This is a genomic window from Brevibacillus sp. B_LB10_24, assembly GCF_046036945.1.
Taxonomy (GTDB): Bacteria; Bacillota; Bacilli; order Brevibacillales; family Brevibacillaceae; genus Brevibacillus_C.
Genome location: NZ_JBJQOQ010000024.1, coordinates 17,914 through 43,020, shown reverse-complemented (window position 1 = coordinate 43,020; position 25,107 = coordinate 17,914). Strand labels below are relative to the sequence as shown.

General features: G+C 53.3%; 22 protein-coding genes, 1 tRNA gene and 1 pseudogene. 14 read left to right on the top strand and 10 right to left on the bottom strand.

All coding sequences use genetic code 11. The features are described from left to right. The first annotated feature begins 107 nt into the window (after window positions 1-107). The 4 genes from polA to ACI7RC_RS19390 are packed head-to-tail and all read left to right on the top strand — an operon-like array spanning window position 108 to window position 4,804. Window positions 108-2,777: a DNA polymerase I gene (gene polA / locus ACI7RC_RS19405; protein WP_408109863.1), complete on the top strand. Its 2,670-nt coding sequence runs from the start codon at window positions 108-110 to the stop codon at window positions 2,775-2,777. A 12-nt stretch (window positions 2,778-2,789) separates the two neighbouring features. After that, a complete protein-coding gene (gene mutM / locus ACI7RC_RS19400; RefSeq protein ID WP_408109862.1) occupies window positions 2,790-3,614 on the top strand; it encodes a DNA-formamidopyrimidine glycosylase in 825 nt (274 codons plus the stop codon). Window positions 3,615-3,641: 27 nt separating this feature from the next. Beyond that, window positions 3,642-4,244 carry a dephospho-CoA kinase gene (gene coaE / locus ACI7RC_RS19395; RefSeq protein ID WP_408109896.1) on the top strand — a complete coding sequence of 201 codons (603 nt, stop codon included), beginning with the start codon at window positions 3,642-3,644 and terminating at the stop codon, window positions 4,242-4,244. After that, window positions 4,241-4,804, top strand: a complete 564-nt coding sequence (locus tag ACI7RC_RS19390) for a lytic transglycosylase domain-containing protein (protein ID WP_408109861.1) — start codon at window positions 4,241-4,243, stop codon at window positions 4,802-4,804. Before coaE ends, ACI7RC_RS19390 begins: the two co-directional genes overlap by 4 nt. 126 nt (window positions 4,805-4,930) lie before the next feature. Here ACI7RC_RS19390 and ACI7RC_RS19385 read toward each other — a convergent pair whose 3' ends face one another. Then, window positions 4,931-6,133 (bottom strand): macrolide family glycosyltransferase, encoded by a 1,203-nt coding sequence (locus tag ACI7RC_RS19385; protein WP_408109860.1) that lies wholly within the window; start codon window positions 6,131-6,133, stop codon window positions 4,931-4,933. Window positions 6,134-6,473: 340 nt separating this feature from the next. Between ACI7RC_RS19385 and ACI7RC_RS19380 the strand changes: the two genes are divergently transcribed. From ACI7RC_RS19380 to ACI7RC_RS19370, 3 genes are all read left to right on the top strand, one after another. Further along, window positions 6,474-8,165 (top strand): methyl-accepting chemotaxis protein, encoded by a 1,692-nt coding sequence (locus tag ACI7RC_RS19380; RefSeq protein WP_408109859.1) that lies wholly within the window; start codon window positions 6,474-6,476, stop codon window positions 8,163-8,165. A gap of 221 nt (window positions 8,166-8,386) precedes the next feature. After that, entirely contained in the window at window positions 8,387-9,430 is a 1,044-nt protein-coding gene (locus ACI7RC_RS19375; protein ID WP_408109858.1) for a glyceraldehyde-3-phosphate dehydrogenase, read from the top strand. A 240-nt stretch (window positions 9,431-9,670) separates the two neighbouring features. After that, complete coding sequence (locus tag ACI7RC_RS19370; protein WP_408109857.1) at window positions 9,671-11,896, top strand: S-layer homology domain-containing protein; 2,226 nt, start codon at window positions 9,671-9,673, stop codon at window positions 11,894-11,896. 102 nt (window positions 11,897-11,998) lie between these two features. On the opposite strand, the gene ACI7RC_RS19365 is transcribed toward ACI7RC_RS19370, so the two are convergent. After that, window positions 11,999-13,111, bottom strand: a complete 1,113-nt coding sequence (locus ACI7RC_RS19365) for an HD-GYP domain-containing protein (RefSeq protein WP_408109856.1) — start codon at window positions 13,109-13,111, stop codon at window positions 11,999-12,001. Between the two features lie 135 nt (window positions 13,112-13,246). On the opposite strand from ACI7RC_RS19365, the gene nrdR reads away from it, so the two are divergent. The 4 genes from nrdR (at window position 13,247) to dnaI (ending at window position 17,952) form a co-directional block, all read left to right on the top strand. Then, the gene (gene nrdR / locus ACI7RC_RS19360) at window positions 13,247-13,753 is read left to right on the top strand and encodes a transcriptional regulator NrdR (protein ID WP_408109855.1); all 507 of its coding nucleotides are present in this window, start codon (window positions 13,247-13,249) and stop codon (window positions 13,751-13,753) included. Next, window positions 13,750-15,432 carry an ABC transporter substrate-binding protein gene (locus tag ACI7RC_RS19355; protein ID WP_408109854.1) on the top strand — a complete coding sequence of 561 codons (1,683 nt, stop codon included), beginning with the start codon at window positions 13,750-13,752 and terminating at the stop codon, window positions 15,430-15,432. Before nrdR ends, ACI7RC_RS19355 begins: the two co-directional genes overlap by 4 nt. A 93-nt stretch (window positions 15,433-15,525) precedes the next feature. Then, window positions 15,526-17,010 (top strand): DnaD domain protein, encoded by a 1,485-nt coding sequence (locus ACI7RC_RS19350; RefSeq protein ID WP_408109853.1) that lies wholly within the window; start codon window positions 15,526-15,528, stop codon window positions 17,008-17,010. Next, a complete protein-coding gene (dnaI, locus tag ACI7RC_RS19345) occupies window positions 17,011-17,952 on the top strand; it encodes a primosomal protein DnaI (RefSeq protein WP_408109852.1) in 942 nt (313 codons plus the stop codon). Window positions 17,953-17,963: 11 nt separating this feature from the next. Here the strand turns inward: dnaI and ACI7RC_RS19340 are convergent, their stop codons facing one another. Together ACI7RC_RS19340 and ACI7RC_RS19335 are read right to left on the bottom strand one after the other, a co-directional pair. After that, window positions 17,964-18,161, bottom strand: coding sequence for a hypothetical protein (locus ACI7RC_RS19340; RefSeq protein WP_408109851.1), 198 nt, complete (start codon window positions 18,159-18,161; stop codon window positions 17,964-17,966). 64 nt (window positions 18,162-18,225) lie between these two features. Next, window positions 18,226-18,819 (bottom strand): YdcF family protein, encoded by a 594-nt coding sequence (locus tag ACI7RC_RS19335; RefSeq protein ID WP_408109850.1) that lies wholly within the window; start codon window positions 18,817-18,819, stop codon window positions 18,226-18,228. A gap of 339 nt (window positions 18,820-19,158) precedes the next feature. Here ACI7RC_RS19335 and ACI7RC_RS19330 point away from each other — a divergent pair, with 339 nt between their 5' ends. Both ACI7RC_RS19330 and ACI7RC_RS19325 read left to right on the top strand, forming a co-directional pair. Beyond that, entirely contained in the window at window positions 19,159-19,815 is a 657-nt protein-coding gene (locus tag ACI7RC_RS19330) for an FMN-dependent NADH-azoreductase (RefSeq protein ID WP_408109849.1), read from the top strand. A gap of 168 nt (window positions 19,816-19,983) precedes the next feature. Further along, on the top strand, window positions 19,984-20,754 hold the full coding sequence (locus ACI7RC_RS19325) for a DODA-type extradiol aromatic ring-opening family dioxygenase (RefSeq protein WP_408109848.1): 771 nt from the start codon (window positions 19,984-19,986) through the stop codon (window positions 20,752-20,754). 10 nt (window positions 20,755-20,764) lie between these two features. Here ACI7RC_RS19325 and ACI7RC_RS19320 read toward each other — a convergent pair whose 3' ends face one another. After that, window positions 20,765-20,920: a hypothetical protein gene (locus ACI7RC_RS19320; RefSeq protein ID WP_408109902.1), complete on the bottom strand. Its 156-nt coding sequence runs from the start codon at window positions 20,918-20,920 to the stop codon at window positions 20,765-20,767. On the opposite strand from ACI7RC_RS19320, the pseudogene ACI7RC_RS19315 reads away from it, so the two are divergent. Next, a pseudogene (locus ACI7RC_RS19315) lies at window positions 20,913-21,044 on the top strand (winged helix-turn-helix transcriptional regulator); the annotation flags it as partial. The gene ACI7RC_RS19320 and the pseudogene ACI7RC_RS19315 sit on opposite strands and share 8 nt — an antisense overlap. Here the strand turns inward: ACI7RC_RS19315 and ACI7RC_RS19310 are convergent. The 5 genes from ACI7RC_RS19310 to ACI7RC_RS19290 all read right to left on the bottom strand — a co-directional run bounded on the left by ACI7RC_RS19310 (window position 21,034) and on the right by ACI7RC_RS19290 (window position 25,076). Next, window positions 21,034-21,627, bottom strand: coding sequence for a TetR/AcrR family transcriptional regulator (locus ACI7RC_RS19310; RefSeq protein WP_408109847.1), 594 nt, complete (start codon window positions 21,625-21,627; stop codon window positions 21,034-21,036). The pseudogene ACI7RC_RS19315 and the gene ACI7RC_RS19310 sit on opposite strands and share 11 nt — an antisense overlap. Before the next feature lie 29 nt (window positions 21,628-21,656). Continuing rightward, window positions 21,657-22,574 (bottom strand): SDR family oxidoreductase, encoded by a 918-nt coding sequence (locus ACI7RC_RS19305; protein ID WP_408109846.1) that lies wholly within the window; start codon window positions 22,572-22,574, stop codon window positions 21,657-21,659. A gap of 320 nt (window positions 22,575-22,894) precedes the next feature. Beyond that, a tRNA-Ala gene (locus tag ACI7RC_RS19300) sits at window positions 22,895-22,970 on the bottom strand. A gap of 91 nt (window positions 22,971-23,061) precedes the next feature. Beyond that, complete coding sequence (locus ACI7RC_RS19295) at window positions 23,062-24,069, bottom strand: FecCD family ABC transporter permease (RefSeq protein ID WP_408109845.1); 1,008 nt, start codon at window positions 24,067-24,069, stop codon at window positions 23,062-23,064. Then, window positions 24,069-25,076 carry a FecCD family ABC transporter permease gene (locus ACI7RC_RS19290; protein WP_408109844.1) on the bottom strand — a complete coding sequence of 336 codons (1,008 nt, stop codon included), beginning with the start codon at window positions 25,074-25,076 and terminating at the stop codon, window positions 24,069-24,071. Before ACI7RC_RS19290 ends, ACI7RC_RS19295 begins: the two co-directional genes overlap by 1 nt. Window positions 25,077-25,107 lie beyond the last annotated feature (31 nt).

Genomic DNA, 25,107 nt, shown 5'->3' with positions numbered 1-25,107 from the left:
ATAGATTGCCTGTGATTCTTTTCATTCCAGGCATGTCCCTTTTGCCTCCCCGGACAGGCTTATGGTATCATGAAACATAGTGGAATTCGAGGAGAGGGGTCGGATATATGAGTCATTTAGTGCTCATAGATGGAAACAGTATCGCCAATCGGGCGTTTTACGCTCTGCCGCTGCTGTCTACCTCAAGCGGTCTGCATACCAACGCTTTGCTTGGTTTTACCACGATGCTGCTCAAAGTGCTGGACGAGATGAAGCCGACCCATTTGTTGGTTGCATTTGATGCGGGTAAAGTGGTGTTTCGCCACAGTGAATATACAGAGTACAAGGGCGGACGGGCGAAGACTCCGCCGGAATTGTCCGAGCAGTTTCCGCTGATGCGCGAACTCTTGGATGCGTTTTCGATCAATCGCTTCGAACTGGAAGGGTATGAGGCGGATGACATCATCGGCACGATGACCTTGCGGGCTGATCAAAACGGTTGGAAAACAACGGTGATTACAGGCGACAAAGACATGCTGCAGCTCGTCTCCGACTGCGTTTCGGTCGCTTTGACGAGAAAGGGCGTCAGTGAAATCGAGCTGTACACCGCAAAAGAAATCGAAGAAAAATACGGGCTCTCTCCCGCCCAGATCATCGATTTAAAAGGGCTGATGGGCGATTCCTCCGACAACATCCCGGGAGTGCCGGGCGTCGGCGAAAAGACGGCGCTGAAGCTGCTGCACCAGTACGGCAGCGTGGAAGAAGTGCTTGCCAATATCGACAACATCTCCGGCAAGAAGCTGCAGGAAAATCTGCGAAACAATGTGGAGCAGGCCAAGATGAGCAAGTCGCTCGCAACGATATTGCGTGAAGCGCCTGTCGATTTGCAGCTTGCGGACGTGTCGTTTAACGGTTACGATGCGCCGACTTTGATCGAGTTTTTTAAGCGGATGGAATTCAAATCGCTGATCTCGAAGGTAAAAGAAGCCGGAGACGCCGGTTACGGCGATGCCGAATCCGACGAATCCGCTGCCTCGGGCACCCAGGCGTTCTCCTTTGAAGTAGTGCAGCCAGAAGGGTTCGCCCGGTATTCCTCGCTGCTGACATCGCCGATGGCGCTCTGCGTCGAATTTGACGGCGACAATTACCACTACGCTCCGCTGCTCGGGTTCGGGCTGGCGGCAGAAGGCGTGTCGCTGTTCGTTCCGGCAGACACAGCGATGGAATGGACGGAGTTTCGCCAGTGGCTCGCTGATGAGAGCAAGGAAAAATGGGTGTTTGACGGCAAGCGGGACTTGGCCGGGCTGGCCTGGAACGGACAGGAGCTGAAAGGGGTCGGATTCGACTTGTACCTGGCCGCTTATCTTCTCAATGCATCAGAGAGCAATCCGGTGCTCGCTGACACGGTCAATCAGTATGCGGACGTACAGGTTGCCGACGATGACGACATCTACGGCAAAGGGGCCAAGCGTTCCATCCCCGAACAGCCGATCATCAGCGAACACGTCGCCAGGAAAGCGGCGGCGATCTGGCAGAGCGTTCCCCAGGCCAGAGCGCAGATCGCCGAGCACCAGCTAGACGAGCTGCTCGGCAGCATCGAAAGCCCTTTGAGTATGGTTTTGGCAAAAATGGAGATTACTGGCGTTAAAATTGACAGTGAACGCCTGGTGCAAATGGGACAAGACCTTGACAGGCAGCTGGGCGAGCTGACGGAACAGATCTACGAACTGGCCGGTCAGACGTTCAACATCAACTCGCCGAAGCAATTGGGCGAGATCCTGTACGACAAATTGGATCTGCCCGTACTGAAGAAGACCAAGACGGGCCCGTCGACGAGCGCCGACGTATTAGAGAAGCTGGCGCCGTATCATCCGATTATCGAGACGATTCTGCATTTCCGCCAGCTTGGCAAGCTGCGTTCTACGTACATTGAAGGGCTGCTGAAGGAAATCCATCCGAAGTCGAGCAAGATTCACACCCGCTTCAATCAGGCGACGACAGCGACAGGACGGCTCAGCAGCACGGAGCCCAACCTGCAGAACATCCCGATCCGCCTGGAGGAAGGACGCAAGATCCGGGAGGCGTTCGTCCCTTCGGAGGAAGGCTGGTACATGCTGGCGGCAGACTACTCGCAGATCGAGCTGCGGGTGCTGGCCCACATCGCGAAAGACGCCAGCCTGATCGACGCTTTCCGCCAGGGGATGGACATTCACACCCGCACGGCCATGGACGTGTTCGGCGTGCCTGCGGAAGAAGTGACATCCAACATGCGGCGTCAGGCGAAGGCCGTCAATTTTGGCATCGTATACGGCATCAGCGATTACGGACTGTCGCAAAACCTGAATATCACCCGCAAGGAAGCAGCCGATTTTATTGAACGCTACTTCTCTGTTTTCCCCGGCGTCAAGACGTATATGGAGGAGATCGTCCAGCAGTGCAAGCGGGACGGCTACGTGACCACGCTGCTGCATCGCAGGCGCTATCTGCCTGATATCAAGAGCAGCAATTACAACATCCGGTCCTTTGCCGAGCGGATGGCGATGAACACCCCGATACAGGGAACCGCGGCCGACATCATCAAATTGGCGATGATCCGGATGGAAGAACAGCTGAGAGCGGGCGGCCTCAAGAGCCGGATGCTGCTGCAGGTGCACGACGAATTGGTGTTCGAAGTGCCGGAAGCGGAAATCGACGCCATGCAGAAGCTGGTCCCTGAAGTGATGGAAGGCGCCATCGCGCTGGACGTTCCGCTCAAGGTGGACGTCCATTACGGCCGGACCTGGTATGAAGCGAAATAGGGAGGATGTATAATGCCGGAATTGCCCGAGGTAGAGACTGTCGTCCGTACACTGCGCAAACTGGTGCAAGAAAAGGTGATCGCCAGCGTGTCTGTCACGCTCCCGCGCATTGTCAGAAGGCCTGATGACGTCGAAGCGTTCAAGGCACAGCTATCGGGACAGATGATTCGCCAAATCGACCGGCGGGCCAAATTTATCAAGTTTGTCCTGGACCGCGATGTCCTGATCTCCCATCTGCGCATGGAAGGACGATACGGCCTGTACCAGGCCGACGATCCCGTCGAAAAGCACACCCATGTCATTTTTCACTTTACTGACGGGACCGAACTGCGGTATCGGGACGTGCGCCAGTTTGGCACGATGGACTTGATCCCGCTGGGAATGGAATTGGAAATGGAACCCTTGGCAAAATTGGGGCCGGAGCCGTTGGACGAACAGTTCACGCTGCCGGTCTTTCACACGATGTTAAAAGGTCGAACGACCAAAATCAAACCGCTCTTGTTAAACCAGGAATTTCTCGTCGGTCTCGGGAATATCTATGTGGACGAGGCCTTGTTTCGAGCTGGCATACACCCTGAGCGCCCCGCCGGCAAACTCACCCGGGGGCAAGTTGCAAAACTGTATGACAGCATTATCGCGACGCTCGGCGAAGCTATCGAGCAAGGCGGCAGTTCGATTAAATCATATGTAAACGGACAGGGAGAAATGGGGATGTTTCAGCAGTCCCTTAACGTATACGGCCGGGCAGATGAGCCGTGCAACGTCTGTTCCACACCGATCGTTCGCATGGTCGTAGGCGGACGCGGGACACACATCTGCCCCAAGTGCCAAAAATAGAACCCACCAGACGGAGGTGTGGAGCAGATGATCCTTGGACTAACCGGCGGCATTGCCAGCGGGAAAAGCACGGTGGCGGCTTTGCTGCGGCAGCGGGGAATCCCCGTAGTGGATGCGGACCTGATCGCCCGGCAGGTGGTAGAGCCGGGATTGCCGGCCTACCAAGCTATTGTCAACCACTTTGGACAAGGTGTGCTGTTCCCCGACGGGCAATTGAACCGGAAGGCATTGGGAGAGATCGTCTTTTCCAATGAAGAGCAGCGGCAAGTCTTAAACGGAATCGTACATCCCGAAATTCGCAGGGAGATGCGCCGACAGACGGAAGCGGCACTGAACAGAGGGGAAAATATCGTCTTTCAGGACATTCCCCTGCTGTTTGAGAGCCGCTTGCAGCATATGGTGGATAAGATCGTGGTGGTATACGTACCGGCCTCGCTGCAGTTGTCGCGTTTGATGCAGCGGGATGACATTGACGAGGAGCAGGCGTTGAAACGGCTTCAGACGCAGCTTCCGATCGAGCAAAAGAAGGAACAGGCAGATTTTGTAATCGACAACCAAGGGACGCGAGAAGAGACAGAGCGCCAGGTTGAACATCTGCTTGCCACACTGCATACGGAGTCGAGTCCATGAGAAGAAAGAGGAGGGCTGCCGTACTCCTTCTTTTGTTATTGGGGGTCTTTTTGTTAATCAACACGCCATTTATCTGGAAATGGATGTATCCGGTCAAGTATCAGCCGGAAATTAAGCTGGCAGCAGAGCGTTTTAACGTAGATCCAATGCTCATACTCGCCGTGATCAGGACAGAAAGCGCCTTCGAACCGAAGCGAGTCTCCAAAAAAGGAGCAGTCGGACTGATGCAGCTGATGCCGGATACGGCAAATTGGATCATTAAGCAGGCGAAGTTTCAAGGTCTTGCGATGGAGTACCTCGACGATCCAAAAGTAAACATCGATATCGGAACCTGGTACCTGTCGTATCTGTTAAAGCAGTTCGACGGAGACAAAGTGCTGGCGCTGGCCGCGTATAATGCCGGGCCGGGCAGTGTGAACAAATGGCTCACACAAGAGATTTGGGACGGTTCGCGGGAACGCGTTGAGGATATTCCCTACGGCGAGACGCGGCATTACGTGCAGCGGGTGCTGTACTATCAGGAAAAGTATCAAAAAATATACCACAATGATTTCAAATAGGCCGAATGCGGCCTTATTTGTAGACAGTTTGAGTAAAAGGAATATAGCTTAGTCAGCCAAAAGATGGCTTCCGAATTCATCGGAAGTCATCTTTTTTACACCCGCTGATAGCGCTCCGGGTTTCGATTAATGAGGTATTCCTACATTTCGTTTGTACGAGAAAATCTCATCGACAGCTCGTTGATACCCACCGGCAGCTCGGAACGAATCGCCAATTTCCAGGCATACCTTGCGAATGGACGCATCCCCCAGCAAGCGTTCCGCCGCCTCTTTAAGATCTTCAGCGGTTAAGCCTTCATCATTTAGCTGGATGCCTGCACCGATTTCAGCCACACGTCGTGCCACGATAGGTTGGTCGGAGGTTTGGGGAAGTACGATCAGCGGCACACCATAGTAAAGGCCTTCACTGGCGCTGTTCATGCCGCCGTGTGTGATAAACAATTTGGAGCGCTGCAGGACTTCGAGCTGCGGAACGTAGTTGCGAACGATAAAATTCGCAGGAATGTCTCCCAATTCCGCGATTTGGGTTTGTTTCCCGACAGATAGAATCACGGTGTACTTCGTTTCGGCGAATGCCGCAAAACAGAGCTTGTAAAAATCCACCGCTTGATTCAAAACGGTGCCGAGTGATATGTAAATCAGGTGATTCGTGTCCACATGAGAGAAATCAAATTCACCAGGCGAACGCGGTACGACAGACGGCCCAACAAATTTGTACGTTTCGTCGAAGCTTTCTCCATCAGGTTGGAAGCTTCTCGATGTGTAGACGATGTTCAATGGCGCGGGATTGCAGAAAACCTCGTAGGCGGAGCCAACTTGCACACTGTACTTCGCTTGCACGCTGCGGACCAGCTGTTGGAACTCCCGGTGTGCACGTTCATTCTCGTCTGCTGGAAAACGGCGCGAGAGGTGATCTTGCAGACTTTCAAAGCTGTTTGGTTGGAATGCAAAACTCGTGCACGAGCTGATTGCCGGCAGGTCGAGTATTTGTGCTAGCAACCGTCCACAGCCGAACATCGAGTCGTGAATGATGTAATCAAAACGTTCTCCTTTTGTTTGCGCCAGGATGCTGGGAATGACGATGTCGGCGGTGCGCAATAGTCCTCCCACCCGAGCCCAGGGACTTCTTCCGCCAGCAAGGAACGCCTCCAAAAATTTGCCGATATTGAACGTGATCACCTTTGCGCCCGTTGGCTCGACATAATCACGAAATTGATCCGCAACAAAGGCAACCACCTCTTCGCCTCGGCGGACAAGTTCTTGAACCACACCGAGGGTTGGATTGATATGGCCTTCGGAACCTCCGTTGATTAGCAAAACGCGTGCCATCGCATCCCCTTCCTTCTAAAGTCTAGGTAACGGCAGTGTTTTCCCTACCCATTACTTATGTGTACCACAATCGATGAGACTCGTCCATTTCAGGCACTTCCCATCATTCCATCATATTCTTTGTGTAACCAGGTCCGAAACTGAATATACAATCGGCAATCGCTTTGAAGCGGCAACTATGTTGCTGCGGATGTACGTATTTCGTCGGTTTTATTCTCCGTATTGTTGTGATAATTCATCATTTTGTTGCAGATGGTCGGGGGGCGGCGTTGTTTTCATCCAATCTTTTCAAATATAATAATTCTAAAGAGAGAGATTTAAGGGGGAGAACCGAAAGATTATGACCATCAAAATGAAAAGTTTCATTTCGTTCGCAGCTATTTTTATCGCTTTTATCGTTATGCAGTTGTTTCAATACTTCATATCAGAAGCACAGTGGAAAGAATTGAAAAAAATTGAGGATTATACCCTAAATGCCGCCCTTATGGCTGATGATTTAAAATTATCCGTGGTACAGGTGCAGCAATGGCTCACAGATATCAGTGCAACGAGAGGAACGGACGGACTTGACGACGGATTCGACCAAGCCGCAAAATACGCGGCTGTTTTTCATGAAAACCTGAAACAAATGAAAAGGATGTACCCGCAGGAAGCGCAGATGTTTGACGAAACCGAAGTTTCATTTGCTCGTTACTATGAAATGGGCCAAAAGATGGCAAACGAGTACATCGCAGGCGGAAATGAACGAGGCAACCAGATCATGGGCGAATTCGACAAAAGCGCCGAGGACATCAACAAGCGAATCGATGAACTCCGCAATAGCAAATTAACGGAGATCACGAACGCTGTCTCTCAGATCGAGCAAACGAATAAGAGTAACAATAAAATTTCCGTCATCTACCTTGTTCTGGTGCTTGCGATCGGTCTTGTGGTCGTTTATTTACACAGCCGTTCAGTCATCCGGCCGCTGAAGAGACTCATTCACGGCACAAAGCGGATTGCCGAGGGAGATTTAAGTCAGTCTATCCCGTCAGATTCCAAAGATGAAATTGGACAGCTTGCCCTTTCCTTCGAAGCGATGCGGCAGAATTTGGCGGCGTTAATTGAACGGATCAAAACAGCAGGTGAACAGGTGGCTGCTTCGTCAGAGCAACTGACGAGCAGCGTCGAAGAAACCGTGCTGGCCGCCAACCAGATAGCCGCGGCTACCGAGGAAATCGCAAATGGCTCCGATATGCAGGCAACCGGGGCGGAAGAAAGCAGCAAAGCGATAGAAGAATTAGCGATCGGCGTGCAGCGCATTGCTGAAATTTCCGGGGAGGTGGCGGGACTCTCCGATGAGACGGCAAAAGCAGCCGGCGCCGGTAATGAATCGATCCAACAAGCGATACAGAAAATGGACATGGTTAGCAAAACGGTTCATGAATCATCCGTTTTAGTAAGACAGCTTGGGGAACGATCCAATGAAATCAATCGCATAACCGAGGTTTTGTCAGCAATTACCAGTCAGACAGAATTGTTGGCCTTAAATGCCGCTATTGAAGCCTCGAGAGCCGGGGAACAGGGAAAAGGGTTTGCAGTTGTCGCCGGTGAAGTCAAAAAGCTGGCGGAACAATCCAAACAGTCAGCAGACATGATCGCCGATATGATCCGAAAAGTTCAGGATGATACGTTCAAAGTAATTCGTTCCATCGAAATTGGCACACGAGAGGCGGATGAAGGAAACCAAATCATGCAACGGGCAGGGGCAATGTTTCAAAACATTGTTGCAGATTCCGAGAAGATTGCCGCACAGCTCGAGGAAGTTTCAGTGGCGACGGAACAGATGTCAGCTGGTTCCGAACAAATTACAGCTTCCATTGTGGAACTGAATCACATCGCCAAAGCGTCTTACAACATGAGCAGAGACGCGGCTTCGTTCTCACAGGAACAGTTGGCGTCGATGGAAGGAATATCTGCTTCGGCGCAAACCTTACGTCACATGGCTCAGGAACTGAATAACTCCGTCCACAGGTTCAAAGTTGACCAGTGAAACCGATTCTCCAAACCATATGACTGAACAACGCGAAGTGCCCCAAAAGGGATTCTTCGCGTTGTTTTTTTGACATGCCCACATATGGCAAAGCCTGAAGATCGTACAATCAAATGTACAAATTTTATTTTTTTAGTAAAACACATTGATAAATGTGACATACTGATTATAATAGAGATAGCAGATAAAGTGTAACTCATAAGGTGGAGGGGAGTCCTAATATGACGATTAAAATTGGTATTAACGGATTCGGTCGCATTGGACGCATGGTGTTCCGCCGTGCCATCCAGAATCCTGAAATGGAAGTAGTTGCGATTAACGCAAGCTACCCCCCGGAAACGCTGGCACATCTGTTGAAATACGATTCGATTCACGGACGAATTGACAATAAAATCGAGGTTAAGAATAATCAAATCATTGTCGACGGAAAGCCGACCCTTGTTCTGTCAGACCGCGATCCGCTCAATCTGCCTTGGGGCGAGCTTGGCGTGGAGATCGTCGTGGAGGCGACAGGCAAGTTTAAAGATCGCGAAGGCGCAGGCAAGCACCTGCAGAGCGGAGCAAAAAAAGTGGTGATCACCGCACCGGGTAAAGACGAAGACGCCACGATCGTCATGGGCGTAAATGACCATGTCTACCAACACGATGAACATCACATCGTCTCCAACGCTTCCTGTACGACCAACTGTCTGGCGCCGGTAGCAAAAGTGCTGCATGAAGCGTTTGGCATTGAGAGCGGACTGATGACGACGATACACTCGTACACCAACGACCAGGTAAACCTGGATAATCCCCATAAAGACCTGCGCCGGGCCCGGGCTTGCGGACAGTCGATTATACCGACGAGCACGGGTGCAGCCCGCGCGGTTGGCAAAGTGCTGCCAGAGTTGAACGGCCGCTTGAACGGCTTTTCCCTGCGGGTGCCCACGCCTGACGTCTCCATCGTTGACCTGGTCGTAAACGTCAGCCGCGACGTGACAGTTGACGAGGTGAACCGCGTTCTCAGAAAAGCGAGCCAGGGAGCGATGAAAGGCTACATCGAATTCTGCGAGGAACCACTCGTTTCCGTCGATTTTATCGGCAACGACCATTCTTCGATTGTAGACGGATTGTCAACGATGGTGATGGGCGGACGGCAAGTGAAGGTTATCGCCTGGTACGACAACGAGTGGGGCTACTCCTGCCGCGTCGTCGACCTGGTACGGCACGTCTCCCGGATGTACAACGAGGTGAAAGTGGCCGCGGCAGCGGGAGCTGCGAAATAACAGGCAAGAGGGGCGAATCGCCAATAAGGCGGTTCGCTTTTTTGTTGTACTTTCGGAAAGTTTAATTTCGCTAACGCGTTAAATGATGAAAGGATAAGAAAAACGAAGGCTTTCTTTATTTGACTTGGCGATAAGCCAAGTTTTTCTAAAATAAATTGGAAATTTGCTGACATTTTCTTTCGCATATTTGGTAAGATAGGGAGGATGAGGAAAAGAACTCAAGCGAAAAGGAGGAAGGTCATGTTGAAATGGACAGGCATTTCACGCAGGTCGCGATTGGCCAAACTGGCGGTCTGTGCAGCAGTACTGGCATCTGTGCCTCCGGTGTCGGTACCCGGTTCCATTGCCGGGGGGAGCGTTGCCCATGCTGCTGACAAGGAGGCAGCGATCAGCAAGGAGCAGGCGGTTCAAATCGCGAAATCGCTGATCGACATTCCGGATGGCTTTGTCAACGAATCGGTTCAGTTGCTGTCGGAAGACAGATACCCCCTTAGCTCTAGTCCGGTCTGGTTATTGCGCTGGCAGGAAAAAGGAAAAGACCGGATGATCAGCGCAACTGTCGATGCAGCCACTGGCAAACTGCTGAATATGTTTCGATACGAGGCGGACCAGTGGGACAGTGATAACAAAAAGCCGCTGAACGCAGAGGAAGCGGGGAAAATCGCCGCAGATTACCTGAAAAAGGCAGCGGGCGAAGAAATGCCGAAATTGTCGAAAGCGAATGAATACACGAGCGCGGCCAACTACTACACCGGGACAGATGAGTATTTGTTCTTCTATACGAGAGTGGAAAACGATATTCCCTTTCCGGAAAATGGAATCCAAATTGTGGTAAACCAAAAGGGGCAGATAACCAATTACAACAGAAATTGGTATGAGGGCAGCATTCCGCAAGAGACGGTGAAGGATCTGACAGACAAATTAAAGGACAGCATCAACCCTTCGCTGCAATACGTCAATCTGACTGCCCGCGCCGGCGATTGGGGAGCAAAACCGTCCTACCGGTTAGTCTATCAGTATTCGGAAGACGATCCGGCGATGCTGGACGCGGTGACGGGCGAGGCTTTGACATCTACGGGATTTCCTGCCACCAAAAAGAAGGGAATCACCCCTTTGGGCACCGCGATTCGGCAAAGTGATCCTCCCAAGAAGCTGATCGACGAGCAGGAAGCGGAGAATATCGCCAACCAGTGGATCAAAAAATTTCTCGGGGAATACCAGAAGGGAAACAGCCGCAGCAGCGGTTCTGGCGTGGGACCGGAGGGAATCGTCGAGCGCCACTGGGGCTTTTCCTTCCTTCCGGCGAAAGCGGAAGGAGACACGGAAGAGATCAGGATTGAGATCAACGACCGCGGCGAGTTTACGGGGTATTCCAGCGGCGAAAATTATACACGTTCCGAAAAAAAGACTGACTCGACTGTATCATTGGATAAGGCCGAAGAGAGCGCTGTTAATCTGGTAAAAATCATCTACCAGGATCGCTTGGGTGAAATCTACCTGATCGACGACGAAGCAGCAAAAAACATCCAGACATCATCATCAAGAGATAACAGCAGCTACACTGTTCAATTCGGCTGGTTAAAAGCGGGTGTTCCGGTGGAAAATGCCAGGACCTACGTCGACGTAGATGCGGTAACGGGCAAGGCAGTGCGCTTATGGTCGGGCAATACCTATCTATTGGCAGAGGTTCCGGCACTGACGGCAAAGGTCGATAAGGAAAAAGCGATTCAAGCAGAGGCGGAACATAAGGAGCCGATGCTTACCTACTTTATCCAACCGCAATACCTGGCTCAGCCGGACAAGCAGCCGGCGCCCAAGCTTGTCTATCGCTATCTCGGAGAGCAAGGGTTTGTCGACGCCGTCAGCGGGGAGTGGATCAGTCTTGACCAACTGCGCAAGCAGCGACAGCCGCAGGATCTCGAAGGCCACCCCGCTAAGGAAGCCTTGCAAAGAGCAATGAAAGAGGGTTACTTTGCGGTGCAGGACGGAAAAGTGGAACCGGAGAGGGAAGTGACCCGCGCCGAATACGTATCGATCCTCCTGCGCCTCTCCAGTAAAGTTGATAGGCCCCGGCGCTATTTTGATGAAGAAGTCAAACCGATGCCGTATCATGATGTGAACGCGAATCACCCCAACTATGCAGCGATTCAGCAGGGAGTGAACAGGGGCATCATCTCGGATCAAGGGCAAACCTTTGCACCCGACTCACCCATCACACGAATTGAGGCTTCCGAAATGCTGCTTCGTTTATTTGGCTATGGACCGCTGCTCGGCCAGCCGGAGCTCTTTGCAGCGAAGTTTAGCGACGTACCAAAGCAGAAACTGCCGGCAGCGGTGATAAGTGACGGGCTGGGGCTGTGGGACACCAATGGCAAGGCGGAATTCCAGCCGAATTCAACGTTAAGCCGTGCCGATGTGGCGCTGCTCATCCAAAAAGCGCAGAAGCTTGCGGAGGAGCGCTACTAAGACGCCGATCATGTTCACATAACGAAAATCAAACCCGCTTTGCTGTCTGCAGAAACAACAAAGCGGGTTGCTTTCGTAGAGGGCTTTTCTTACTGCGTTTCTTTATGTTTCGGGGACGACGAACAGGCTTTCATCCTCAAAACCGATGATAAAGTACTTCAGTTCACTCTTCAAATCGATCTCATACGGCATCGAGATGTCGTTTCCCCGACCGTCTTTCAGGACGCGGATAACCGGACGCTGGCTGTAATTGGGATCTACCCTGCAGACAACCCCGGCTTCGCCCGTATTGAGGACGATGCTGCTGCCCAGCGGGAAGATCGCGATGTGCCGGCAGAATGCACTGACCAGATGGTGCTCGAACAGGTGCCCGCCCGATCCCTGCAGGTATTCCAGCGCATCCTGCGGCATGAACCGCCGGCGCCACGGCCTGGGCGTGGTCAGCGAATCGTAGACGTCACAGATGGCTGTAATCTGTGCGTATTCGTGGATTTGATCCCCTTTTAGTCCTTGCGGGTAGCCGCTGCCGTCAAGCCGCTCGTGATGCGACAGAGCGACATGGGCGGACAGCAGGGAGAGATCGTGCTGCTTGCGCAGGATGTCAAATCCGTATCGGGTGTGCTGTTTGCTTATTTCGTACTCTTCAGGCGTCCAGCGCTCCCGTTTGTCCAAAAGTTCCTTAGGCAGGTCGATTTTTCCGATGTCGTGCAGCATGGCGCCGATTCCAAGTTCCGTCAACTGCTTCCGGTTGTACCCGAGCGACATGCCGACTGCCGTTGCCAAAACCGAGACGTTCACGGCATGGTGGTACATCGCGCTCGAGCGGGAGGAGATGTTGGCCAAATGGACGACGATCTCTTCGCTGCCCATCAAATCGTCAAGAATTGCGTGAAACACTTGCTGGAAATGCATCCCCATATCTTTGACAGAAATCCGCCTTGCCAGGCGATTGGTGTTCTGAATTTGCTTGATCGTTTTTTGCACGACCTCAACGGCAGCTTGCCGGGTTTCCGGACGGATGACATCTTCTATTTCGATATCAGCAGTACGGGGATCATCTATGTATATGGAATCGATGCCGGCTTTTTCCAACCCCTGGATCAGCCGCTCGTTTAAGACCATACCTGTTCCGAGCAGGACCTTCCCGTCTTCGGTAAACACGGTCCGGCCCAGCTTCATTCCCGGCGTCGCATTTTTTAAAGAGACCAGGCGCATATGTTCCCCTCCTAATCACGTATATTCCTATTCTAAAATCAGTTGATTAAAATAGGAATAAAAGATTTTCGCTTGACGCAAGAAAAAAGTTGAGGGACACTAAAAAGTATTGAAAGTTCTGGAGATGATCGTATTATGCGTTGTCCTTTTTGTGAAAATAACGGGACGAGAGTGTTGGATTCCCGGCCGTTTAATAACAATAAATCCATTCGCCGCCGCCGAGAGTGCGAAGCCTGCAACAGGCGGTTTACCACGTTTGAGACAGTAGAAGAAACGCCGCTCCTCATCATCAAGAAAGACGGAACCAGGGAGGAGTTCAGCCGGGAGAAGATCCTGCGCGGTCTGATACGCGCCTGTGAAAAGCGGCCTGTTTCGCTGGAAGTGCTGGAAAACGTCGTAAACGAAATCGAAAAAGAGCTGCGCAGTCAGGCTCAGGCGGAAATTCCCAGCAAAGATGTGGGAGAAATGGTAATGGAACGGTTATACTACGTAGATGAAGTAGCGTATGTCCGATTTGCCTCCGTATACCGCCAGTTCAAGGATATCAATGTCTTCATGTGCGAGTTGGAAGAACTGCTGACCCACGCTCGGACACAAAGCAAAAAAAACTCAGACGAGGGAGGAGGAAATACCTCTGAATGACCAAAGCCGGCTTTTCCAAGCGATGGCTGTGGGCGCTTTTAGCCGCAGCGACGGCGATGTGCGGCTGTGCCCCTGGACAGAATCAGGTTTACGATCAGACACCTGCGGCAGCGTCAGTGACAAAAAATCACCAGGCCGCTGCAGCGTCGCATGATGGAAAAGAGTTGGTAATCGGCTCCCCCGGTACACTGCCTGCATTTGACCCGTTTGGCCAGAGCAAGCAAGAGGCCCGGCTCAACCCGCTGGAGTTCCTGGCTTACCGCGGGCTCTTGGCCGCGTCTGAAGAAAAGGGGTACACCGCGGCGCTCGCTGCCGGCTATACGGTGGAGCGCGAGAACGGCAAACCGAGTATCGTCGTGAAGCTGCGGGAAGGCGGGACGTGGCCTGATGGCAGTCCGATCACAGCGGACGATGTTTTGTTCACCCTGGAAACCTACGCACGCCCCGAATACTACGGCGTCTGGCGTCAGGCGATGGGGCAGATTAAAGGCGTCTCGGCTTATCGTTCGGGCCAGGCGGAGCACATCTCGGGCATCACCGTCGATACCGCGAGAAAAGCGGTGCGGATCGCCTTGGAGCGGGATGATATGCGTTTTTTTTCCACATTGACCGCGCCGCTTCTCTGCAGGAACCAGCTGGCCGGCAAAACAGTCAAGGAAATCGGCGAGCTGTCGCAAGCTGGCAGACTGCTCGGAGCGGGACCTTTTCAGCCGATGCAGCTCTCACCGCATGAATGGCGATTTGCTGCCAATCCTGCGTATTGCGAAGGAAAACCTCTCCTGGACGCCATCAGGGTCCGCCCTGTGGAGCCATCGGGGATGGCCGGCGAGCTGGCTGGCGGCACTATCGACTGGTGTCCTGTCTCTCCGGATATGGTAAGTCGGCTGGCCGGCACGGCAGATGCTGCAGGCACCTTAGTGGCAAAGGCTGGCGGGGGAAGCGGGTATCACTTCCTCGGGTTTAACCTGGAGAGCGGCCCGCTTGCCGATCTTGCCGTCCGGCGGGCTTTAGCCCAGGCCATTTCTGCAGGACGGATTAGCGAGGACGTCTTTTACGGATACGCTGAACCGGCTCTTGGCCCGGTATCCCCGCATTCATTTGCCTATGCCCCTGGAGGGCTTCCCCGCTACGATCGCGCAGGTGCGGCCAAGACCCTCGCGGCCAAGGGATTTTCCGCCAAAAATCCGCTCACGCTGACGTTGGTGTATCCGGCTGAGAACGGGGTGCGTGAACGGCTGCTTCGCAGTCTGATCCGGTCATGGGCTGATCTTCCGGTACGCATCGTGACAATACCGCTGCCTCCAAAAGAGTTCGTCTCTTATATTTTCGGCGGAAAACCGTTTGATCTTTACCTTTATGGCTGGCGCTATCCGGAAGATCCGGGAGAGTTGTCCAAGCTTTGGCACAGCAGGGAAAAAGTGGGGGAACTGGGGCTTAATGCATCCCGGTACGTCAACAGCCGCGCAGATCAACTGCTGGAAAGAGGCCGGCTGATCCTGCCGCTATCAGAGCGCAAGAAGCTGTTCGCCGAGTGGCAGCGCTTGTTCGCCGCTGATCTGCCAATTGTTCCCCTGGTGGAAGTCAAGCAGCCATACTTCGTTTCCAGTCGTCTGCACCTGCCGGACGAACAGTGGGGGACGCAGCCGTTTCGGACGGTTCACAATTGGCGGCTTGACTGAGCCCTCCTGATCCTCTCTGCACTCGCTCTACCAAACCCTGCTTGCAGGATGCTATAATAGTATGATGAGAACAGGCAGGAAGGATTTTCGATCATGCGAGTAGTGTGGAACGAACTGACGCCCAAAGACCGCTATCTGGTGAGGATGATTCGGCCGCTTAGCTTTGCCGAGATGGGGTACGTAACCCATCTCTATTTGCCGTTGATCGGACCGGATTCGCATGCCCTCTACCAATTGCTCGCCCACGAATTGGAGGAGCGGAGCGGTGCATCGGCGGAGGGCACGCACCGCAGCCTGATGCTGATCACCTCACTGCCGTTGGACCGACTGCTTGGCGCCAGGGAACGCCTGGAGGCGATGGGCCTCTTGGAGGTGCGCAGGCGGGAGAACCGGGATGGCGACTACTTTTACGAGTATCTGCTCAAGCCTCCTTTGTCCCCAGGGCAGTTTTTTCAGGAAGAGGTCTGGTCGGTCATGCTGCTCAACAAGGTCGAGCGGCCCAGATACGAACAACTGCGGAGCAGATACGCAGACCGGCAAGGGGCAGACCTGGACGAGAAGTATCCGTACGAAGAAAATGTCACCAAGCGGTTTTACGAGGTATACCATACACTCTCCGCGTCCGAATTGGATATTCGCCCCGGTTCGGAGACGGAGAGATTTCTTTCCCAGATGCAGACGAGCTACCCGGCTCCACCGATGCAGACCGAATACCAGGCAGAGGCCAGCTCGGCTCTCGACCTGTCCTTTATCAGGATGCATCTGCCGTCCAATGCGAATGCTCCGGCAGTGCTTGGCGCAGAAAATATCGAGTTTATCTATAAAATCCTGCACTTTTACCAGATGAGCAGTTGGCAGATGGGCCAGGAGCTGCGGGATTGGAAACTGTTTGACGCAGCGGGCCAGCTGGATCGGCAGGCGCTGCGAAAGCGATGCCGGGAAAAATACGTCGATGGCGTCCTGCAGCGGGACTCCGTATCACTGCCGCCCGCGGAAGATCTGTCCCCGGGTACTGTGCCGGAGACGGGCAGCGTCTCCTTTTTCCGCGTCTGCCGCCAGTTTTCGCCTCTGATCGTACTGGAACAGGCGGTCGGCGGCAGGGTGAGCAAGATCTACCTGGAGCGCGCGGAAACGCTCATCTTCCAAGACGGCCTGCCCGCAGAAGTAGCCAATGCCCTGCTGCTGTACACGCTCCGCGAGACGAACATGGAGCTGCCGCAGGCCTTCATTGAAACGATTCGGGACAGCTGGAAGGCCAAACAGGTCAGTACAGTGGAAGAGGCCGTCCGCGTCATCCTCGCCCGCACAGAAGCGAGACAGCAGGCGGCGGCAGCGGCAGACGAGGCGAAGACAAAGAGACAGGAAGCCGCCCATTCGCCTCGGCGCAAGGCAGGCAAAGCGATTCTGCAGGACAAGCTTCCGGCGTCCGTGCAGCGGCAGCTGGAGCGGGAACAAGCACAAGCACAGGAAAAAATGCCGTTGGACAAGCCAAAATCAAAGCGTACCGTAATGGACGATCCGGAATTGAAGGCATTGTTTGAATCTCTGCGCGAGCCAGACAGGGGAGGAGAAGAATAGATGGAACCGATCAACCAATTTATGGAGGAATTAAACAAACGAAGCCCGCGCAACCTCCTGTCCCCTGAGCAGCAGTTGGACAAAATGCTTCGCTCGTCAGACTATTTAAAAGCGTTTCGGCAAAACCACCCCCAGGTGGAGCGGGACGACTTGCTCCGCTCGCTTTCCGCCGTCTACACGGCGGTAAAAGAGCATTACTGGTGCGGAAACTGCCCAGGACTCTCCAAGTGTCCCAATCTGGTGCGCGGTCATTATGCCGAGCTGGACGTGCAGCATGGACAGGTGGTCAGCGCGATGGTCGCCTGCGACAAACAGCGGGCCCATGAAGAGGAGGAGCGCACCCGCAGGCTGGTGCGCAGCTACTACGTGTCTGACGAGACGCTGTCCGCTTCCTTCGAATCGCTGGAAGTAGATGAGTCCAATCAATTGACGGTGGCAGCCGCAATGCGGTTTTGCCGCGAGCTTGCGCCTGGCGAAAAGCAGGGGAAGGGCCTGTATTTACACGGACCGTTCGGCGTGGGCAAAAGCTATTTGATGGGGGCGATCGCCCGGGAATTGTCCCGCCGCGGCATTGCTTCCTTGATGGTGTATGTGCCGGATTTTGTCCGGGAGATCAAGGAGTCGATCGCGGACAACTCTTACGTCGGCAAGCTGGAGCTGCTAAAGGAAATCCCTGTGCTGATCCTCGACGACATCGGTGCGGAAAGCGTCACGCCGTGGATCCGCGACGAAGTGCTGGGCGTGATCCTGCACCAGCGCGTCAACGGCCATCTGCCTACGCTGTACACCTCCAACTACTCCTTTGACGAATTGGAGGAGCATTTGTCGATCAGCAACGGCAACCGGATCGAAAACACCAAGGCGAAACGCATCATGGAACGCATTCGCCACTATACGAACGCCTATGTCATCGAAGGGGAAAACCGGCGGAAAAGTCTGTAAAAAAAGGACGATCACCTTTCGGCGGGATCGTCCATAAACCAAGCGATAAAAGAACAGCGTTGACAGACGAGAATGGCCGCTTCTCGATTCGCCCAATCCAACCCGAAGAAGGTGGCCCCTCTCGTATTGAGCTGGCGGTAATCCTTGTCAAAGGTATCGTTTTGGCAACACGGGCAGGTAAGGGGGACTCCCCCGGCTTGATACTTCACAGGCAACACTCCTTGTTTTTGGTACCTTTGCATACGAATGACTGACAGAAAAAGTTTCCTGCCATCAGGACAGCCATTCGCTCACTTTCCATTTGGTGTAGGCAAACACTTCCCGCGCCTTGTGATACGGGATAAACAGGGACTGAGTAGGAGACGCTACAGGATAGGCGTCCATCTGGAGCGTCCTGGCCATTGCTTCGGCTCGTGCCAAATGAAAACCGTGACTGACGACCAAAGCCGTGTGAAATTGGTGCTGCTCCATCAGCTCTTTGCTGTAGGCCAAATTCTCAAAGGTGCTGGTCGCCTTGCTTTCCGTGATGATCCGCTGCTCAGGTATCCCTTTTGCCAGCAAGTACTCCTTCATCACATCAGCTTCTGCAAGCTGTTTATCCGATCCCAGCCCGCCGCTGACCAGCAGGTAGGGAACGAACCCTTGTTCATACAGCAGGCAAGCCTGATCCAGCCGCTCGCGCAGTGCCGGACTGGGCTTGTCGCCCCAAACCGCGGCGCCCAGGACGATCGCCACGTCAGCCCGCCTGGCGACAGCTGCCGCTTCTATTGCAGCGATGAGATGCAGGACGTACCCGGCCCATATGATAAAAGCGGCAATGACGACTCCCGCGCCCCAGAATAACGTCTTCCAACGAAACAGATGCATACAATTACCCTCCGGTTTATGTAAATTCTCCCTTTTTCAAACAGGATAAGAAAGTATAACTTCTTGAGATAGCTTCCTTATCCTGCATGACAAAGTACCTCAGCGTCTGCATCCAGCATTGACCTCGGTAAAAGCATCCGCTAAAGAAGGACAAACTTCTTCGATAGGGCTTCTTTTAGAAGCTTTTCTCATTGTAACGGAAAGCTCCGCAACAGCCAATTCTCTTTGCATGCCGATGAGGATCAAATTGCTTGACAAACAGCGGTGAACTGGGTAATATACTAACTAAAAGTAAGTATATATACTTTTACAAATTACACGAGGAGATGGAGAAAGAAAATGGCAAAAGTACTGTACATTACCGCAAATCCGAAACCGACGGAGCAGTCCTACGGTTTGACAGTGGGACAAGCTTTTCTGGAGGAATACCGCCGGCTTCATCCAAGTGACGAGATCGTTGAACTGGATCTGTTCAAAGCGGAAGTGCCGCAGATTGACGCAGATGTCTTCAGCGCGTGGGGCAAATTGCAGCAAGGTAAGCCATGGGATGAACTGACCGCTGTCGAACAGTCGAAAGTAGGCCGCATGAACGAACTGCTTGAGCAGTTCATGTCCGCTGATAAATACGTGTTTGTCACTCCGATGTGGAACTTCAGCTTCCCTGCTGTAGTGAAAGCGTACATCGATGCCTTCTGCGTTGCCGGCAAAACGTTCCGATACACCGAAAACGGTCCGATCGGCCTGATGACCAACCGCAAAGCTGTACACATTCAGGCCCGCGGCGGCGTTTATTCGGAAGGTCCTGCCCGGGAGATCGAGTTCGGCGACCGTTTCCTGCGCACTGCGCTTAGCTTTGTGGGAATCAATGATGTCGAATCTGTCTATGTAGAAGGGATGAACCAAATGCCGCAAGAAGCGGAAGCCATCAAAGATAAGGCGATCCAGCAGGCCCGTGAAGCAGCAGCGCGTTTTGCCAAGGAACCGGTTCGCGCATAGTCAACGCCTGAAAACCGTGGATCTTTCATCCACGGTTTCTTTATACTATCGGAAAGTTTCATTTCGCTGACTCTTTCGCTATTTGACTTGGCGATAAGCCAAGTTTTTCTAATCACTTGTATGTGAGAAAATTTTTGCAATCAACATATCAGCAAAGGAGGCATCAAAATGGTACCGTCTCTTTTCATCGCGCATGGCGCGCCGCTGCTCGCTCTCGAGGACAATGGGTACACCCGTTTTCTGGAAGGGATGGCCAAAGATCTGCCGCGCCCGCAGGCAATCGTGATCTTCTCGGCACACTGGGAGCATCCCGTCCAGCAGGTAGGCGGAGCGAAACAGTACGAGATGATTTACGACTTCTATGGCTTCCCTGACGAACTCTACCGCATCAACTACCCGGCAAGCGGGGATGTAAAATTGGCGGAAGAAGTGAGATCGCTTTTGCAAGCCCAGGGGATTTCAAGCGAGCTTGATCCGGTGCGCGGCCTCGATCACGGCGCATGGGTGGTCCTTCGTTTGCTGTACCCGGCTGCAGACATACCTGTGATCGCGATGTCCGTCAATCCAGGCCTTGCTCCCCGCGAGCAGTACGCCGTCGGCAAAGCTCTCGCCGGTCTGAGGGAACGGGGCGTACTGATCATCGGGAGCGGCGGCACTGTTCACAACCTGCGGCGAATCGACTGGGCCAGCACCCAGCCGGCAGCCTGGGCCGCAGCTTTTGACGATTGGCTTTCGCAGCGCCTGCTCGCTTGGGACACCGAAGCCTTGTTTGACTATGAGCAGCAAGCTCCGCACGCAAAGGAAGCTGTGCCCCGCAATGAACACTTCATTCCGATCTTGATCGCCATGGGAGCAGCCGACAACAGCCGTACCGCCCGCATGCTGCACCGCAGCTATGAATATGGTTCGCTCAGCTACATGTGCTGTCAGTTTGGATAAAAAAGAAAAGCTATGCCGACAGCAAAAAAGCCACCGCCAGCGGTGACTTTTTTTGTCTCACATGCTGTTTTTCATCGTTAGCGTGTATCCGAGCGGGAATCAATAGGAGCCGATCCAAAGAGAGCAGCCGGCTGCCGGAGAGACCGAGCAGTGCGGAGATCGTCAAGCGTGACGTCTATCCGGAAACGCCGGTGCGAATTCTGTATTCCTTGACGGATAAAGGCCGTGCGAACGCGAAGAAATGGGCGTACTCTCCCGGGATTTTGGGATTACCTGCCTTCATTTCGTGATGATCTTCATGAAAAGGTCGACTTCCTGCAACAAATCAATTTCATCCATCTGCATGTCCTGCAGCATCAGCCCGGTAATGACGGAGAAGTAGAGGAACAACAGCTTATATGGATCACCTGCAGAAAATTCACCCGCTTGCTGCCCTTTCTGGAAGAGAGGAATCAGCTGCTCAATCGTATCCTTCGGAGAGTACTTTTCGAAAAGCTGCTTCGCCTGTTCCGGTACATCATCAGACGTTTGTGCTTGCTGAAGCAGCAAAAAAACATATTTGTGATCTGGATCAAGCATATTGATCGTCAGGGATCTGATTTGATCCGAGGGTGTACCGGGTAGCTGGTGGGCGTTCTTAATCGCCGTCTGCGCTTCTTCCATCGCTTCCTGTACAAGAATTGTGAAGAGTTCTTCTTTAGAAGAGAAATAGCGGTAGGAAAGGCCTTGGCTAATACCAGCTTCGGCAGCGATCATGCTCATCTTGGTTCCGGTAATTCCCCGTCGCGCAAATACTTTTAATGCAGCCCGCTTGATTTGTTCTCTGCGTTCATCGTGGCTGTGTTCGATTTGATCTTCATGTTTTTGGTTCAAGAATCGCTCACTCCCCATGTATAAGGTTTCTAATCAGCTTTAGGAAACCGGGTTTGTTCCTCGCTTATCTCCCATAAGCGCTTTGCGGCCTCGATACTTTCGGCAGGAACGGACGGTTTCGTCAGTTTCATATCGGTGTAGTACCCGCCGTTTTGACCGGATATCTCCTCTGTGTCCGCCAGCCATACCATTGTTTCTGCCCCTTTTTCAGGGCTTCTGGAGAATAATTTCATCACAGCCATGGTCATACGGACTGACCAGCCTTTATTGTTGCTGTTAAAATTCGTCGCCACCAGACCGGGATCAAAGCAGTGGGCCGTGACTCCGGTTCCCTGTAGCCGCCTGGCTAGTTCAGAGGTAAACAAGATGTTGGCAAGCTTGGTTTCAGCGTAGCGAATGGTAGGGCCGCCCAGGGATTTTTGCGGGAAGCGATAGAGACGTTCTGCGTGCAGATCGTCAAAATGGATTCCCTTCCCAGCCATTTTGTGGCTATGAGAAGCGGTTGTAATGACGCGAGCATGCCCGCTTTCTTTCAACCGATCGAGGAGCAGCGTCGTCAGCAGGAAAGGAGCAAGATGATTTACCGCCCAGGTCATCTCAACGCCATCGTCTGTCAGCTTTCGCGATACGAACATGGCCCCGGCATTGTTGATCAGGACGTCCACTCTTGGACAAACGGCCAGAATATCGGCTGCCGCCTGACGAATCGACTGCTGGGAAGCCATGTCTGCCAGAAATACGTCTACAGTCGTTCGGCCGCCGGTCATGGCTTTGATTTGTGCGGCCACCTCGTTAGCCTTGGCCTCATCGCGAGCGACGATGCCCAAATTTGCCCCCCTGATGGCGAGCTCTCTGGCTGCAGCCAGCCCGATGCCGCTCGTGGCCCCTGTAATGACTACGTATTTTCCTTGTACGGTCCAACTCTTATTGTTCATGAATGTATTCATGATTGCAAATCTCCTTCCGTCACTGGTTTTGAATGAATGGTTCATTCATTTTGTAAAATAACAGTACATCAAGTTCCTGTCTCCGTCAAGAGTCAGTTCATACGATATTTCCTTACAGAATAAACATTCATGTTTTTGTCAGCACATTCTATTTAAAAACCGTGTTAGATTATAATTGTAGACAAACGAAGGCAAGCATGTCGGTGGAAAAAGTCGAGGGCTTTCAGCATGTGAATATGATCTACTGAACCACCAGTTAGCCTGGGGGTTTTTATGTACAACAAAAAAACGGCATCTCTGCCGCTTCTGTTTACAATGTATGGTGGAGCCAAGGGGGATCGAACCCCTGACCTCTTGACTGCCAGTCAAGCACTCTCCCAGCTGAGCTATGGCCCCGTTAACAAAACTTATACTAACATATTGTAGCAATTAAAGTCAACAGGTAAATAGTAAAAATGTAGCTCAGCCCGGGAGATTGCTAGGATTCTTATTTTTTCAACAACAGATACAAAAAATAGGGCGCACCGATAAAGGCAACTACGATTCCAGCCGGGATTCCGTCGGGGTCTACCAGATTCCTTCCGATCGTATCCGAGACCAGCAGCAGCCACCCGCCCATCAGCAGGGCAACGGGAAGAGATAATTGATTACGGGGGCCGACCAAAGCTCGGGCGATGTGCGGCACCATCAGGCCGACAAAGGAAATGCCGCCTGTGACGGACACGGCGGAAGCCGCCAGGGCAACAGCCGTGATCATCAGGGAGATCCGCTCCCTTTGGATCGAAAGGCCGACGCCAATGGCCGCGGGCTCGCTTAAACCGAGGATGTTCAGCTGGGATGCCTTCAAGAAGGCGTAGGGTATCAAGACCATTAACCAGGGCAGCAGAGTCCAAATAAACACCCAATCGGTTCCCCATACATTGCCGACCAGCCATTTTGCGATAAAGTCCACTTTTTCACGTTCGGCAGACGATATCAGTACCACCATGATGCCGGAAAGCGCCATGGAGAAGCCGACCCCTGTCAGCACGAAGCGGATCGGCTGCAGGCCTTCGCTTCTCTTGTACGACAGGACATAGATGACGCAGGCAGTCGTTAAAGCGCCGAGGAAGGCGGCTAGCGGAAGCAGGTAAACAGACGAATCCGGCTTGAGCGGCATCGCCAAAAAGAAGACGGCAACGCCGATGCCAGCCCCTGAGTTAATCCCGATGATGCCGGGATCCGCCAGGTCATTTCGCGTCGTTCTCTGCAGAATCGCCCCCGACAGGGCAAGCGCCATCCCGGCGAGCAAGGTGATGAGCATGCGCGGCAAGCGAATGGAGTACAGCACAAACTCTTCTTTAAACGTGCCGTGACCGAGCAGGATAGGAAGCAGCCGGCCATAGGACAGGGAGGAATAGCCCCAGCCCATCCCGATCACGGCTGTCGCTGCGATGAGAGCCAGCAGGGAGCAGACGACCCATCGCTGTCTTTGGCGCAAAGCGGGATGAATCATCAGACGGCTAGGCCTCCCTTCCGGACGGTCCAGAGGAAAAATGGCAGCCCTATGATCGCCACGATCGCCGCCACAGGGGTTTCATACGGTGCCTGCAGCGTCCGGCCCAATGTATCCGCGACCAGCATCAAGACCGCCCCCGATACGGCGGACATCGGAATGATCAAGCGGTAATCCGTCCCGACGATGGCCCGGGCGACATGGGGAACCAGCAGCCCGATAAACGCCAGGTTGCCGACAATCGCGACTGCCGCTCCGGCGAGGACGATGATGACTGCAAATAAAATCATTTTGATCCGGACGATCTTCTGTCCAAGCCCAACGGCCACTTCTTCGCTCAGACTTAGAATGGTCAGCTGTCTGGACAGCAGGAGGGAGACCAGGATTCCCGCCGCGATAAAAGGAGTGATGGCTTGAAGCTGACTCCAGGTGGTCCCGATCAGCCCTCCGGCCGTCCACATGGAGATTTCCTTCGAGATTTTATAGTAGATGCCGATTCCCTCAGAGATGGCGAGCAGCAGGGCCGAAACCGCAGCACCCGCCAAGACGATGCGGAAAGGAGCGAATCCTCCCTTTCTCAAGGAGCCGATGCCGAAAACCAGCAGGACTCCGGCCGCTGCCCCGGCAAAACAGGCAACCGTCGTGCCAAAGTAGCCAACCGAGGGAATGCATACAGTCGCGACGGCCAAAGCGGCCTTGGCGCCGGCCGTCAGCCCGAGCAATCCGGGGTCGGCGAGCGGGTTTCTCGTGATTCCTTGCATGATCGCTCCGGAAACGGAAAGAGCGGCTCCGACAATGATGGCCGCCATCTCCCGCGGCAGGCGTATTTCCCGGATCATCTCGCCGGCACTGCTGGAAGCCTCGGATGTCAATGCCTGCCACACATCCAGAAACGTAGTATCGGCCGCTCCCAAGATCAGGGCAGCGATACAGGTGCCGATCAGCAGGAGAATTCCGGCTGCAAGCTTATAGACAAATGGGGTGTTACTGCGATTTTCCAGTCTCATCTGTACGGATCCTCCTTTCTAACCGTATACC